General features: G+C 51.4%; 12 protein-coding genes. 4 read left to right on the plus strand and 8 right to left on the minus strand.

Going from position 1 to position 14,994, the window contains the following annotated elements; translation table 11 throughout:
* Positions 1 to 6: 6 nt before the first annotated feature.
* Both coaA and BSEL_RS16425 read right to left on the minus strand, forming a co-directional pair.
* Positions 7 to 957: a type I pantothenate kinase gene (gene coaA, locus BSEL_RS16420; RefSeq protein ID WP_013174135.1), complete on the minus strand. Its 951-nt coding sequence runs from the start codon at positions 955 to 957 to the stop codon at positions 7 to 9.
* Between the two features lie 125 nt (positions 958 to 1,082).
* A complete protein-coding gene (locus tag BSEL_RS16425; protein ID WP_013174136.1) occupies positions 1,083 to 1,877 on the minus strand; it encodes an SDR family NAD(P)-dependent oxidoreductase in 795 nt (264 codons plus the stop codon).
* A gap of 233 nt (positions 1,878 to 2,110) precedes the next feature.
* Here BSEL_RS16425 and BSEL_RS16430 point away from each other — a divergent pair, with 233 nt between their 5' ends.
* The 3 genes from BSEL_RS16430 to BSEL_RS16440 all read left to right on the plus strand — a co-directional run bounded on the left by BSEL_RS16430 (position 2,111) and on the right by BSEL_RS16440 (position 4,560).
* Positions 2,111 to 3,277 carry a M20 family metallopeptidase gene (locus BSEL_RS16430; RefSeq protein WP_013174137.1) on the plus strand — a complete coding sequence of 389 codons (1,167 nt, stop codon included), beginning with the start codon at positions 2,111 to 2,113 and terminating at the stop codon, positions 3,275 to 3,277.
* A 138-nt stretch (positions 3,278 to 3,415) separates the two neighbouring features.
* Entirely contained in the window at positions 3,416 to 3,829 is a 414-nt protein-coding gene (locus BSEL_RS16435; protein WP_013174138.1) for a PilZ domain-containing protein, read from the plus strand.
* Positions 3,830 to 3,861: 32 nt separating this feature from the next.
* Positions 3,862 to 4,560 carry an aspartate/glutamate racemase family protein gene (locus BSEL_RS16440; RefSeq protein ID WP_013174139.1) on the plus strand — a complete coding sequence of 233 codons (699 nt, stop codon included), beginning with the start codon at positions 3,862 to 3,864 and terminating at the stop codon, positions 4,558 to 4,560.
* 78 nt (positions 4,561 to 4,638) lie between these two features.
* On the opposite strand, the gene BSEL_RS16445 is transcribed toward BSEL_RS16440, so the two are convergent.
* The 4 genes from BSEL_RS16445 to BSEL_RS16460 form a co-directional block, all read right to left on the minus strand.
* Positions 4,639 to 6,285, minus strand: a complete 1,647-nt coding sequence (locus BSEL_RS16445) for a glutamine--tRNA ligase/YqeY domain fusion protein (protein ID WP_013174140.1) — start codon at positions 6,283 to 6,285, stop codon at positions 4,639 to 4,641.
* A 41-nt stretch (positions 6,286 to 6,326) separates the two neighbouring features.
* A complete protein-coding gene (locus tag BSEL_RS16450; RefSeq protein ID WP_013174141.1) occupies positions 6,327 to 7,523 on the minus strand; it encodes a class I SAM-dependent rRNA methyltransferase in 1,197 nt (398 codons plus the stop codon).
* A 121-nt stretch (positions 7,524 to 7,644) separates the two neighbouring features.
* Complete coding sequence (gene yidC, locus BSEL_RS16455) at positions 7,645 to 8,505, minus strand: membrane protein insertase YidC (protein WP_013174142.1); 861 nt, start codon at positions 8,503 to 8,505, stop codon at positions 7,645 to 7,647.
* Entirely contained in the window at positions 8,465 to 8,824 is a 360-nt protein-coding gene (locus tag BSEL_RS16460; protein ID WP_013174143.1) for a hypothetical protein, read from the minus strand. Before BSEL_RS16460 ends, yidC begins: the two co-directional genes overlap by 41 nt.
* A gap of 311 nt (positions 8,825 to 9,135) precedes the next feature.
* Here BSEL_RS16460 and BSEL_RS16465 point away from each other — a divergent pair, with 311 nt between their 5' ends.
* Entirely contained in the window at positions 9,136 to 12,192 is a 3,057-nt protein-coding gene (locus tag BSEL_RS16465) for a glycoside hydrolase family 2 protein (RefSeq protein ID WP_013174144.1), read from the plus strand.
* A gap of 93 nt (positions 12,193 to 12,285) precedes the next feature.
* On the opposite strand, the gene BSEL_RS16470 is transcribed toward BSEL_RS16465, so the two are convergent.
* Together BSEL_RS16470 and BSEL_RS16475 are read right to left on the minus strand one after the other, a co-directional pair.
* On the minus strand, positions 12,286 to 13,716 hold the full coding sequence (locus BSEL_RS16470; RefSeq protein WP_013174145.1) for a glycosyltransferase family 2 protein: 1,431 nt from the start codon (positions 13,714 to 13,716) through the stop codon (positions 12,286 to 12,288).
* Complete coding sequence (locus BSEL_RS16475; RefSeq protein ID WP_013174146.1) at positions 13,713 to 14,762, minus strand: HEAT repeat domain-containing protein; 1,050 nt, start codon at positions 14,760 to 14,762, stop codon at positions 13,713 to 13,715. The genes BSEL_RS16470 and BSEL_RS16475 overlap by 4 nt, the downstream gene beginning before the upstream one ends.
* Positions 14,763 to 14,994 lie beyond the last annotated feature (232 nt).

Here is a 14,994-nt window from a genome sequence, read left to right on the forward strand (position 1 = left end):
ATCCTCCTAAATTTTTCTCATTTTGATTTCACTGACGAAGTGGTGATCTCCCTTCAGGAGAATCAGATCGGCACGGTGGCGGGTCGGGAGGATATTTTCATGCAGATTTTTGCGGTTGATCCGCTCCCAAATGTCCCTCGCCGTCTGTTCCGCCTCTTCGTCAGAAAGATTCGCATACTTATGAAAATACGACTGTCTGTCCTGGAATGCCGTCTCCCTCAGCGCTTTAAACCGCTCCACATACCAGCGCAAAATATTGTCTTCCTGTGCGTCCACATAGATGGAGAAGTCGAAGTAATCGGACACCGACACCTGATCGCTGTCATCACCCGGCTGCACTTTCGGCGGCTGCAGGACGTTGATGCCTTCGATGATGACGATATCCGGCGATTCAACCACCTGTCGCTCTCCCGGCACAATATCATAGGTTAAGTGGGAATAGACCGGCGCTTCGGCCTTGGCTTTGCCGGATTTCAGCTCTGAGAGAAACGAAAGCAGCTTGCGGGCATCATAGCTTTCCGGAAACCCTTTTTTGTTCATGAGACCCCGGCGCTCAAGTTCTGCGTTCGGATACAAAAAACCGTCCGTCGTGACGAGATCTACCCGCGGGTGCTTATCCCAACGGGACAAAAGGGTATGCAACACGCGGGCAATGGTGCTTTTGCCAACCGCCACACTTCCGGCTATGCCGATAATATAAGGCACTTTTTTCTCCTTCGTATGCAAAAACGTCGACCTGCTTCGATACAGCTCCTGTGCGGCGACAGTGTGGAGGTTGATCAGACGGGTCAACGGCAGATAAATATCCGCCACTTCCTGCATATTCAGAACATCGTTGAGCCCTTTCAGCCTCTCGATCTCCCCGGGCGTAATTTCCATCGGGTACGACTGCCTGAGTTCGGCCCATTCTTCACGATCGAAGGACAGGAACGGCGAAATCTGTTCTTTCGTCTTCATCACAACACCTCGTTTACCTCTGCCACCTGACGGTCACAAAATAGTCATAATCATTAAAGATGTAAGTATTGTAACACAGGTTGAAGCATTCGATGACCGATCCGAACTGATTTTTTGTAAACGGTTTATAAACCGCCCGGTTCCGGCCCCCGACTGACGCCCGGAAGACGGACCCCTCCGTCAAGGCGGATCACTTCACCATTGAGCATCGGGTTGGAGATAATCGCTTTGACGAGCAGCGCGTATTCATCCGGTGAGCCGATCCGGTCCGGAAACAGGACCTGTTCTTCTGCAAGCTCCCTAAGGTTCTCCTCCTTCGCCTGGTGCATCGGCGTGAAGAAGGACCCGGGTGCGACGGTCATGACCCGGATGCCGTAAGGAGACAGTTCTCTTGCGAGCGGCAGCGTCATGCTGTTCACACCGCCCATCGATGCGGCGAATGCCGCCTGTCCCGGCAGACCTTCAAAGGCCGCACTCGCACTCGTCTGAATGATGATGCCCCGCTCCCCGTTTTCATCGGGCTGGTTGTCTTTCATGATTTCCGCTGCGAGCCGGGTTACGTTGAACGTCCCGGCGAGGTTGACCCTTACAATCTCTGAAAAGACGTCCATCGTATGCGTCCCTTTTTCCTTGACCACTTCTTCCCTGTGAAAGATCCCCGCTGTGTTGATGACGCCGTGGATATCCCCGTAACGGGCGAGCCCCCGCTCGAGACTGTTTCTCACCTGGAACTCCGAGGTCACATCCGCTTTTTCGAAGGCCACCCGCGACCCGATGTCTTCCTGCAGTGCCCGCCCTTTCAGCTCATTCTGATCGAGAATAAGCACTAGCGCTCCGTAATGTACAAGCATTCTGACGGCCGCTTCTCCAAGTCCCGACGCGCCGCCTGCCACAATAAAAACCGAACCTTTCATATCCATATCCCATTCCTCCTCGTTGATCTTTCGAATGGTGCCTGTACACATATCCTGATGCAACGGCCTGATGATGGTTCTTTACGTTAGTTTACTTTGCCACGACAGCCGAAAATTCCTGCATACATGCAGAATTCCTTCAAGACTTCCAATTCCTTTCACATTTAACGGAAATTCTTGATGTCTCGTCTGCATTAGGATACATTGAATACATAGCATCATGATCACAGGAGGCATTTATGGATATAAAAGATATAATCAGGAACATCGAAGCGCGAAGGGAGGCGTGGTACACCGTCAGTCAGGCGATCGGACACCGCCCTGAACTCGGTAACGAAGAGTTTTTCGCCCAACAGACGCTCACAGAAGCACTGCGAAACGAGGGCTTTCAGGTGACGGAAGGGGTAGCCGACACCCCGACTTCATTTGAAGCCGTCTACGACTCCGGCAATAATGGGCCCCACATCGGGTATATGAGTGAATATGACGCCCTCCCGGACATCGGGCACGCATGCGGACACAACCTCATCGGCACACAGAGCATCGCGGCGGCCGTTGCCCTGAAAGAGGCTGTGGACACTTATGGCGGTGCAGTCTATGTATACGGCACACCTGCGGAAGAGACGAACGGCGCCAAGGTGACGATGGCTGACGCGGGGCTCTTCGATCATCTCGATGCAGCCATGATGGCGCATCCTGCCAGTGACTATGTCCGGAGCGGTTCGTCTCAGGCAATGGATGCCATTGAGCTGCGCTTTTACGGAAAAAGCGCCCATGCCGCCGCAGCACCGGAACAGGGGATCAATGCGCTTGATGCCGTCATTCAGACCTTCAACGGCATTAACGCCCTCCGCCAGCACATCCCCTCCCACGCGAGAATTCACGGTGTGATTCCCGATGGCGGGACCGCTGCCAATGTCGTGCCGGATTATGCGTCCGCCCGCTTTTATGTCCGGGCTTCTGACCGCGCGACGACAGATCAGCTCGCCGACAAGCTGCACCGCACCGCGAAAGGGGCCGCTCTCGCCACCGGAGCCCGCCTCGAGACGTCCAATTATGAATTCTCCTATGACGAGATGCGGACGAACGGGCCGCTGTCTGATCTGTTCACGGATTCCCTCGTCTCCCTGGGCATTCCGGAAACAGAGATCCTGACAGACCGGGATGGAACCGGATCCATTGATATGGGCAACGTCAGTCTCCGGTGTCCGGCGATTCATCCCTATGTGAAAATCAGCGATACCGCCGTTAATGGCCACACCCATGAATTCCGGGAAGCTGCCCTCAGTGATCGGGGATTTGAAGGCATGATGACCGGTGCAAAGGCCCTTGCCCTGACCGGATTCAAACTTCTCAGCGATCCTGCTTCACTGCAGGCTGTGAAGCAGGAGTTTCAAAAAAAGTAGAGACATTTCAGCTTCTCGCCAAGCCTGTACAGCGAAAGGCTCAGTTGCATGTCTCCTTTACGACGTTACAACTTCCTGAAGTGTCACTTAACAACCGTCGCATCATCAGTCTGTTCATTAATTTGGAGGTGTATGAACGTGTCAAAACGGTTTAAACGGGAGGAACCTCTCCGCTATGAATTTGCAAGACCCGTCGATACAACGTTTCGTATCAGCCAGCTCAAAGGGGAATCCTTTGAAAGCAAATCCGCCAAAGGAGTTCTCCTCAACATCAGCCCCGGGGGCCTTCGCCTTATGACAGATCTCGACTTGCCAAAAGGACAGGACATTCTGCTCACCTTTGATATTCAGCTCGGCGGGCATGCCTTGACACCTGAAGGGGAAGTTGTCTGGAAAGAAAAGCGCGGCAATTCGTTCATTTACGGCATCGATTTCTCTGAAGACCCTGAACTCGAGAAAACCGTATTCGCCGCCTTGAAAGCGTATGCCGTACACGAGCGAAACGAAACTGCAAACAGAGCTGCGAAAAGACGACGTCCTTTTGATGCATAGGTGCGTCAATCAGACATGAAAGGAGCTCTCAAATGAAACCCATCGGACTGATCGGCGGCATGAGCTGGGAATCAACGGTGAGCTATTACGAGGCAATGAACCGCCTCGTCCGCACTCGTAAGGGCGGGCTTCACTCCCTGCCTGTTTATATGGCGAGCGTCGATTTTGCGCCATACGCCCATATGCAAAAAGAAGGGGACTGGAACGGGATCGGCCGACAGCTGAATCAGGAGGCTCTCCGCCTTGAGAAAGCCGGGGCAGAGGCGATTGTCCTCGCCACCAACACGATGCACGCCGTTGCGGACGACATTGCCTCAGGTCTGTCGATTCCGTTTCTTCATATCGGAGATGTCGCCGCGAAAAAGATTTCGTCCCAGGGTCTGAAGACTGTCGGGCTTCTCGGCACAAGCTTTACGATGGAACAGCCCTTTTACCACGAGCGGCTCAACGCAAACGGCATTCAAACGCTCATCCCATCTGAGGAAGACCGTATCTTTATTCACGACGCGATCTTCACGGAGCTGTGCATGGGGGTTTTTAAACATGAGACAAAGGCGCGCTTTCTCGCGATTATGGACCGGCTCAGACAAGATGGCGCGGAAGGCATCGTCCTCGGCTGCACCGAAATCCCCCTTCTCATCAAAGAGGGCGATACCGATATGCCACTGTTTAACACACCGGAGATTCACGCCGAAGAGGCGGTGGCCTTTGCCACAGCGGACCCTTTCTGACAGACAAAAGCCGGCCAACACCCCGATATGCGGGATGTTGGCCGGCTTTCTTGTATGAATCCGTTCGATTCTTGCCTGTTACAGCTTAAACGAACTCTTCAGGCTGACGATCCGGTTAAAGACCGGCTTTTCAGCTGTGCTGTCTTTCGGGTCGACGTTGAAATAGCCGTGGCGGAAAAACTGGAACTTATCCTGAGGCTTCAGGTCGTTCATATTCTCTTCCACGAAGCCCTGTGTCACTTCAAGAGAGTCCGGATTCACCTGATCGAGGAAGTCATCGCCGGACAGCTCATCGTTAATGAGTGAATCATAAAGACGGAATTCTGCCGGAACCGCCTTCGTCGCTTCGACGAAATGCAAGGTTCCTTTGACTTTACGGCCTTCGAATCCGGATCCGCTCTTCGTCTCCGGGTCGTACGTGCAGTGCACTTCCACGACGTTTCCTTCATCATCTTTCACGAAGTCGTGGCACTTGATGAAGTAGGCGTGCTTGATGCGGACTTCATTCCCCGGGAAGAGGCGGAAATACTTCTTCGGCGGATCTTCCATGAAGTCTTCCTGTTCGATGTAGATTTCTCTTGAGAACGGAATCATCCTTGTCCCCATCTCCGGGTTTTCCGGATTGATATCCGCTTCGAGCCACTCCACTTCCCCTTCCGGGTAGTTCGTAATGATCACCTTGAGGGGCTTCAGGACCGACATCGTGCGTGGCGCGTCCATCTTGAGGTCTTCCCTTACAAAATGCTCGAGCATCCGCACATCCACGAGGTTATCCGCCTTCGCGACCCCGATCTCCCTGCAAAACTGCTTCACCGATTCGGCGGTAAACCCTCTTCGTCTAAGCCCGGAAATCGTCGGCATTCGCGGATCATCCCAGCCGTCAACGAAGGCTTCATCCACGAGCTCTTTGAGCTTTCGTTTACTCATAACGGTGTTCGTCAGATTCAGGCGGGCAAATTCGATCTGCTTCGGATGCGCGTCAAAGTCTGCCCGGGCGACAACCCAGTCATAAAAAGGGCGCTGATCCTGAAACTCCAACGTACAGATCGAATGGGTCACGCCTTCAATCACGTCTTCCATCGGGTGGGCGTACGTGTACATCGGATAAATACACCACGTGTCACCGGTATGGTGGTGCGGCGTGTGCGAAATACGGTACAAGACCGGGTCCCGGAGGTTGATGTTCGGTGACGCCATATCAATCTTCGCACGAAGCACCTTTTCCCCGTTCTTATACTTGCCGTCTTTCATCTCCTCAAAGAGCTTCAGGTTCTCTTCGACCGACCGGTTACGGTGCGGGCTTTCTTTTCCCGGTTCTTTTAACGTGCCGCGCATGTCACGGATCTCTTCTTGTGAGGAGTCATCCACATACGCCTCGTTGCTCCGGATCAGCTTCTGTGCCTGCTCGTACATCTGATCGAAATAGTTCGACGCATAGCAGAGATTCTCCCACTCATAGCCGAGCCACTCGATGTCCTCTTTAATCGCGTCGATGTATTCCTGATCTTCTTTTAACGGGTTCGTATCATCAAAGCGGAGATTGGTGCTTCCGCCAAACTCATCGGCCAGTTCAAAGTTCAGGACGATGGATTTCGCATGGCCGATGTGCAGATAGCCGTTCGGCTCAGGAGGAAAACGGGTCACGACACCGTCATAGGTGCCTTCAGCCAGATCGTTTTTGACGATATGTTTAATGAAGTTTGAAGAACTCTTTGTCTCACTCATACTTACACTCACCTTTCTGCCATTATCGTATCGGGACGGTCCTAACCGTCTTTTCGCTGCAGGATCAAGACTTTCAGGTACATGCCTTCTTTAAAAGAAGGATCCGTCTTGAAATCGGACGGCAAACCGAAGGATTCGAGAACCCTGAACGGAACCCCGGCTTCCTGGAACGCCTCGCCGACGGTTTTTCGGAACCGCTGCGGGGCAACGCCTGCATGGTTCATCGACGCGACGATGATGCCGTTCTCTTCGGTGACGGCAATCGCGTCCAATAAGAGCTTCTTATAGTCTTTCTTCGCACTGAACGTCGTTTTTTTCGTCCGGGCAAAGCTCGGCGGGTCGAGAATCACCATGCCAAACGTCCGCCCACGGCGCTCGGTCCGCTTCAGAAACTGAAAGGCATCGTCGACGATGATATCATGATCTTCAGCGTCAAGCTGATTCATCGCGAACTGTTCCGCGGTCTTTTCTTTGCTGCGGTTTGCCGCATCGACGTTCACCGTCTTGAGAGAACCGCCGAGTGCTGCGAAAACCGAAAACACGCCTGTGTAGGAGAACGTGTTTAACACCGTCCGTCCTTTCGCATGTTTCTCAAGGATCGCACGCCGGACTTCCCGTTGATCGTGGAAGAAGCCGACCATCGCGCCATCGTTTAAGTCGACGGCAATGCTCACGTTGTTTTCAAAGACGACGAGAGGAGACGGGGCCTGTTCACCCGTGACAAAATCGTCGTCCTCCACGTACTGACCGGCTTTCGCAAAGCGTTTTTTCTCGTAGATGCCGATCGCATCGGAATTCCTGAGCAGGCTGTCCACGAACTGCTCTTTGAACTGATACGCACCTTCACTGTACCAGTGAATGACGTAGTACCGTTCGTAATAGTCAATAATGACGCCGCCAAAGCCGTCCCCTTCTCCGTTAAAGACCCGAAAAGCCGTTGTCGATGCGTCTTCGTAATAGCCCTGACGGACACCAATCGCCTTCAGAATGAGCCGGTCGATAAAATCCTGATTCAGTTTTTCACCGGGCTTGCGGCTGACGATCCAGCCGACGCCTTTGTTCTGTTCACCGTGGTAGCCTTTGCCGATAAATTGTCCGCGCTCATCCGTCACGTCGAGGATCTGTCCTTCTTTCTTCAATACCTCCGGATTTGTCAGACAATCCTTTGTGAGAAGCGGATAGCCGTCTTTATAACGCTTTACTTCTCCCTGTTGAATCTTTACTGTGATTTCATTCATTCATATCCTCCGTTCGATCATGCCTTCCGTTTAACATCATATCGTGTTTTTCTTTGAAAAGAAACCGCAAAAGCACCCCGGAAGCCTTTTCATCGAAAAAAGCCGGGGTGCCTGGTTATGATTATGTCGACTCAGATGGTGCTGCTTCCTTTTTCATCAGTGCCCGTTCACGGAGTTCGCGGTTTTTCTCCCGAAACATCCACTTGAACACCAGCGTCTGTGCGATCAAAAAGAGCCCGCCGATGGTCCAGTAGAGAGGCAGAGCCGCAGAGACCATAAACGAGAATCCGCCCATCATGACCGGTGTGAGGTAGCCAAAAACGGCCATCTGCTTCTTTTGCGTCTCCTCCATCCCGAACAGGGAGATCCTGAACTGGATGAAGTAAACAAGAGCCGCAAGAATCGGCAGGATCAAGTCCGTCTCACCGAGGCTGAACCAGAGAAACTGCTGGGAAGCGATCTCTTCTGTGCGCATAATCGCCTGGTAAAAGCCGATCAGAATCGGCAGCTGAATGAGCATCGGCAGGCAACCCATCGACGTCAGCGGATTAAACTGATGCTTCGTGTAAATGCCCATCATTTCCTGTTGCATCTCCTGCTGGGCTTCCGGTTCTTTTTTGTCTTTATACTTTGCCTTTAACGCCTCCAGCTCCGGCTGAATTTCGATCATTTTTTTCTTTGTTCCAAGCTGGGTGCGCTGCTGTTTGAGCATGAGCGGCATGAGTCCGGTGCGGATCAGAACGGTCATCATGATGATGGAAGCCCCGTAGCTTCCGCCAAAGAGATCCGCAAAAAACGTCAGCAAATAAGAAAACGGATAGATGACGTAGTGATTAAAGAAACCGGTCGTCTCTGCGTTGATCGGTTCCATGGCCGCTACCTGCTGACAGCCGCTCAGGATAACCAGAATGAGCGCCGCCACAATCAGCAAGAGCCCATGTTTACGTGCAGGACGGGTGAATCGATGATGCCAGATAGTCATGTTGGATACACTCCCTTTTTAATGGTTGTCTTTCATTCATTACGAGGGAGTTGCCATGCTCATCATCATCGTCATCCGGGGCGAGTTTTCGTTGAATCATTGTCACAAGACGGATCGGCCAGTGATCCGCTGCCGTATCCGCCTCTGTCATAACGAGATTCAGCTGCCATGGGCGCAGCCATTTCCTGCGCATATGATGGGTACCGATACTGCCGCCTGAACGGACAAACAAAAACCCGAGTCTCGCAGACGTCACGGTCATGATCAGCCCTACTGTCATCAGTACAGGCACGAGATCCTGATACACTTCGATCATCATCGATTCACCTCCTTTCAGAATATCTGTATCATGCGCTTTTTGCGCTGTTTCGTCAAGGCTTCTGTCCCTTTACGGACAATTGTTCATCAAGGTTTCACCTTCGCCCGCCACTGCCTATCCCGCCTTTTTGAAGCCCCTCCCCGATCCGTACAGTAAGGATCAAAAAGAAGAAATCCTAATCTGAAAATAAAGATGTACTTTCCGGACAAATCTGATTATATTTAACTTAAACAATACGATGATAATCAGCCCCGAAAACCGTTGCAACATGGTTTCACCACTTTTCACAAATACCGAGGAAAGAAGTGGCGATGATGAGAGGATTCGTTTACGTGCTGTTGGGAATGATACTGTTGTTGTTGATTCCTCTTGGGGTATGGAGAACGGCTGCCGATCAGCCGCTTTCTGTCACGTTGCTTCACCATGGTCAAGGGGATAATACGTCTCTTGATTCCGGGCTCGTCTGGGTTCTTGAGCATTTTCATCATATCCAAAGCGAAGACGACATTACGCTCTATGAGACCGGCATGGATCTGAACGACCAGGATCTGATTATCATTAATAACACGGATCAGCAAACGGCACTCTCCATGGATGATGTATTCACAGTAAAAGAAGCGGTTCTCATGCATGGGACTGACCTGATTGCCGAGTTCAATACATTTGCCGCGCCAACCTCCCGGGACGTGCAGCGGGAAATGGCGGATTTTCTGAGAGTGGGATGGGACGGCTGGACCGGCAAATATTTCAAGGATCTCTCCTTTTCAAACAATGAATTGCCGGCGTCCATCAAAGCAGCCTATCAGGATGATCAGGACGAATGGGGCTATACAGGAGAAGGGATTCTGTTTGTCAATGAATGGACCGAAGCGCACGTCGTCCTCTCCAAAGAGGCCGGGGAGATCGATGATGCGCTCCGCTTTACGCTCACACAGCACGACGATCAGCCCTTCACTCTCTCTGCTTCCCCCCTCTACAATGGCTGGTTCGACGTCGTAACACCCGTGGTGGATGAGCAGATACTCGGCACCTTTCAGACGCACGCCACAGAATCAGGAGACGCAAAACTTGCGGAAGCCGGTATTCCAACAGTCATCCCTGCCATTTCCCATTATGAACAGGGAGGCGCTAAGGTCTATTACTTCAGCGGCCACTTTTCCGAAGTGGGGAACGTTCCTTCTTTGTCCACCTACAGCGGAGCCGCCAAAATTCGTGAATACCTCACCTTTGATGCCTTCTTTCCGGACACGGCTCTGTTCTGGAATGCTTCCGTTCCCATCTATCGGACCCTGTTTGCAGACGGAACACGAGAGAGAGAGGTCATAGCAGAAGAAACAGCTGACCGTGATCCTGCTTTTTCTCCCGGAAGGGTGAGCGGCGATCAGTTTGAGGTCAGAGTCGGCGATTCATGGGAGCCCTTTACCGTAAAAGGGGTGAACATGGGCATGGGGAAACCGGGTTATTTCCCCGGAGAAGCCGCCATCTCAAAGGATGAATACGCCCGGTGGTTTGAACAGATCGGTGAAATGAATGCCAACGCGATCCGCAACTATACCCTTCACCCGCCTGCCTTTTACGAAGCATTTCTCGCCTATAACGAACGCGCTGATGAACCTCTTTATCTGTTTCACGGCGTCTGGATTGATGAGGAGCCCCTAGAAGAAACCCAGGATGCCTTTGAAGGGGAGATCACAGAAGAATTCCAGGAAGAGATACGGACCATCGTGGATGTGATCCACGGCAATGCGGTCGTTCCTCCCCGTCCGGGTCACGCATCAGGCATTTACGGAGCGAACATTTCGGACTATGTCATCGGCTGGATCATCGGGATTGAATGGTACCCGCTCATGGTCGATGCCATGCTCGAAGCCTATCCGGATCTTGATGATATCCGTTTGAATTACGTCTACACAGAAAACGCAGATCCGTTTGAGATCTGGCTTGCTGAACAGCTCGACGTCCTTGCCGCTTATGAAGACGAACACTACGGCGTCATCCGCCCACTCAGCTTCACCAACTGGGTCACAACCGATCATCTTGAGCATCCGGCAGAACCACTCGAACAGGAGGATATGGCCTCGGTCAATCCAAATGCCATTCGCATGATCGACGAAACCGCGCATACGGGGATGTTCGCGTCTTATCACGTCTATCCGTATTACCCCGACTTCCTGAATCTCGAAGAAGCGTATACGACCTTTATCGATCACCGAGGCAATGAGAATAACTATGCCGGCTACCTCGATGATCTGAACATGGAGAATGATCACCCCGTCCTGATTGCCGAGTTCGGCATTCCCGCCTCACGGGGACTCACACACCGGAACCCGTTCGGCTGGAACCAGGGGTTCATTGAAGAATCCGAACAAGGCGAAATCGTCTCCGGTCTCTTCGAAGACATCGTCCATGAAGGGATGCTCGGTGGTCTGATTTTCGCCTGGCAGGATGAATGGTTCAAGCGCACCTGGAACACGATGGATTATGACAATCCGGATCGCCGGCCGTTCTGGTCGAACACGCAGACCAATGAACAGCGGTTCGGACTGTTGAGTTTCGACCGGAATAAGGTGAGACTGAACGGCATGCAGGACTGGCCGGAGGACACGTATTTTCCCGGAGGCATCCCTGCTCATCCGGATATTGAACAGGTGCAGCTCAACCATGATGAACAGTTTCTCTATCTCGGTGTAACGCTGAAAGAACCGGTGTACGAAAGGGCAGCAGACGACCCGATTACGCTCTACATGAGTATGCGGGAAGAGGAAGGTGTGCCGGTTGAACCTGACGGATTTTCAGCTGATTTCCGCCTTACCGTCGAATCCGAATCAGCGGGTGACCTCTTCATCGCAGGGGATTATGACAGCTTCTATTATGATTATGACTACGCCATCAAAGAAGTCTATCCGGATGACGATCAAGATCAGTTCCTGTCTGCTTTTTATCCCATCAGGCTTGCATTGAATCAGGAGATTCGCAGGCCGGATACAAGAGAGCTGATCCCTTTCGATTATTATGAGACCGGTGAACTCCTGGCAGGGGTCGGCGATCCGGATCACCCTTTGTACCATTCACTCTCCGATTTCACGTTCTCTGACGATGGGCTCTTCCTTGAAATTCGTCTCCCCTGGCTCCTGCTCAACAGCAAGGACCCGAGCAAAAGGGAGTTCATCGGCAATCTGTACGACGGACTCGGCAATGAATCTTCCATCTTTATTGACAGCATTTCATTCTACGCACCCGGGAGTGATTCCTCATCTTCTGTTTCATGGTTTTATACCTGGGAGGAATGGGATCTGCCGCTCTATGAAGAACGTCTGAAACAGTCGTACCCCATCATTCAGGAGACTTTCCGCTCATCACCTGAATGAATCCGGGGGTCCCCGCTCACTTGTTAAGGGGACATCCAAAAGGCCCCGGACGCTTTTGTCCGGGGCCTTCTATATTCAGATTCCGTGACGGGCTTAAACCGCCTTTTCCTCCGTCTGATCGATCCCTTTACGCTCCATATTGCCCCATTCCCGTTTGCGACCAAACGCACTGAACAGACCGACAAGACGAAATGAAACGGTCAATGGCCGATACCAGAACACTTCCGTGAGCGCATATAAAAACAAAATTGGTAAACTTTTGACATCCTGATACTTATGGTAGGTCCACTCTTCAAGAAGGACAGATAACGAAGAGAGGAGCGAACCGTACAGAATCGTCACGGCAAACATCATACCCGCAATTGCCGGGTCAATAAAGGCAAAAACAAGACCGAGAATGATAATAAGGTAGCCGAAGAACTCGACCACGGCACTGAGGAGTTCAACAAACGTGTAATACGGAAGGGAGAACAGGCCCACACGCTTGTACTTCGGATTAAACATCATGCCTTTATGCTTCCAGATCGTTTCCGTCAAACCGCGCTGCCAGCGGATTCGCTGGGATTTCAGGGACGAGAAGGTACTCGGTGCTTCCGTCCAGCAGACCGGATCCTGAATGTATTCAATCCGCTGCGGGGATTTTTCATCTTTGATCGACCGGTGGATCCGGACAACGAGCTCCATATCCTCTCCGACCGTTGAGGAGTCATAACCGCCTACCCGGATGACCCGGGATTTCTCAAAGACCCCGAACGCACCTGATACAATCATCAGCATGTTCGTGCGGCTGAAGCCGAGCCGCCCGATGAGAAAGCCTCTGAAGTACTCGATAATCTGCATCACTTCTAGCGGTTTTTTCGGAAGGGTGATCGTTTGAACCACACTCTTTTCAATCTGACAGCCATTGGCGATACGCACCGTGCCACCGGTCGCTGTTACTTCGCCGTTTGAATCGATGATCGGCTTCATCGTCTTGAGCAGGGCATCTTTCTCAAGAATCGAATCGGCGTCGATGGAAGCAAAGTACGGATACGAAGAGAAATTGATACCTGCATTCAGCGCATCTCCCTTTCCCCCGTTCTCCTTTTCAATCAAATACAGATTGCCATATTCAGAAGACTGATAGGCAGCCGTGACTTCTGCCGTTTGAAAATGCTTGCGCATGGCAAGCTTCACCGGTTTCATGTTGAAATGATCTTTGATCCGCAACGACGTCTCATCATCAGACCCGTCATTGATCACAATCACCTCATATTCCGGATAGTTCAGTGTCAACAGAGAGTTGACGGACGCCACAATCCCGACTTCTTCATTATAAGCAGGAACAAGTACCGAAATCGGATACGTATCCTGATTGACCGTCATCCCCTCGATTTGTTCAATCCGATTCAGCTTTTGTTCCCTGCGGATTTTCGGCATCGCTACTGAAAAGAGTACGATATAGAGCAGACTGACAAACAGCATATAAATCACAATCATCCAGGCCAACACTTCAACCGCACTAACAAGCCAGTCCGTCGTCATGACGTCATCCCCCATTTCGTTGTCAGCGTCCGATCCGCCATATCCCGTGCATACGGGTCTTTATGCGTTGATGCAATTTCGCGTAAATGAGCTTCACCATCCGGCAACATCCTGATCGCATTCGCCGCTGCGAAACGGACCCACCACTCGCGGTCTTCCATCAGTTTCATGAGCTGTGTCCGGTACTGCTTCAACCCGGCATGTCCAGCGAGCTTCGCCACCATCAGCCGTTCCTCCCATTGTTCAGACTGAAAAAACAGCAACAGTCTCGCAGGTTCACGGACAGCCTGATAGGAAGACAGGGCTTTGAGCGCTTTAATTCGCACCTCCGCCCGGCTGTCATTCAGCGCGAGCTCCACGATCTCCTGATCATCTTCACTCTTCACGTCACCGCAGTGGCTGATAAAGGCACATAAGAGCGGTTCGGGAATATCGGCAGTGGTTTCATATCTTGAGAACCAGTACGCAATCGACGCCTGATCCAAACGCTGAAACACTTCTTTCAGTAAAGGGAAGGGCAGGTCCAAATCTTCTTCCAAAAGAAGAAATACCCGCCGGTCCTGAAGGGCTGCCATTGTCCGGAGTCCCTGACGGAATTCCTCATCCTTCTTTTGCTTTCTCCTGTCTGTATTCGTATAGACCTCATCGTCAAGGCTGTACATGCGAAAATCTTCAATAAAATAGAGGGCATTAATCCGATTCGACCAGCCAGCGTAATGAAGACGATTCCGGTAGATGTCGCCGAGGCTCGCTTCTGCGAGCTGTCTGATGCGATCTTTCTTTTCAAGCGTATCGGCTCCTTCAAGACTCCGCTCCAAAATTGACTCCATCAGCTCAATTTTCAGCTTCTGTTCATCAGGAAAACGAGGGTGGTGAATAACCTCTCCATCAATAAATGCACGAAACTCCTTCGTCAGCTTTTCATCGAGATTTTTGACACGCTCCTGCAAAACCAATTCACGCTTTTTCCGTATCATCATCCATATCAATAAGAGCAACTGAGTCATCAACAACCCGGCAATTAACCAAACCACAGTCGTAATCATGTGACACCTTCTCTCTTTTAATTAAAATATCTTAATATTAAGATTATTATATACTAAATCACATCACAACGGTAGATTATGTGAAAATATGTAACAAGGATGCGAATGGCAACACAGAAAGAAAGCGTATACTTTGAAGTACTGACCTGACAGCCTTCAAAGTATTCCGACTTTTTCGGAAAAACGGTTGAGATTGTCACGAAACCTCTCTATAATGTCCTTTATATGATGA

This window comes from [Bacillus] selenitireducens MLS10 (genome assembly GCF_000093085.1).
Taxonomy (GTDB): Bacteria; Bacillota; Bacilli; order Bacillales; family Salisediminibacteriaceae; genus Salisediminibacterium; species Salisediminibacterium selenitireducens.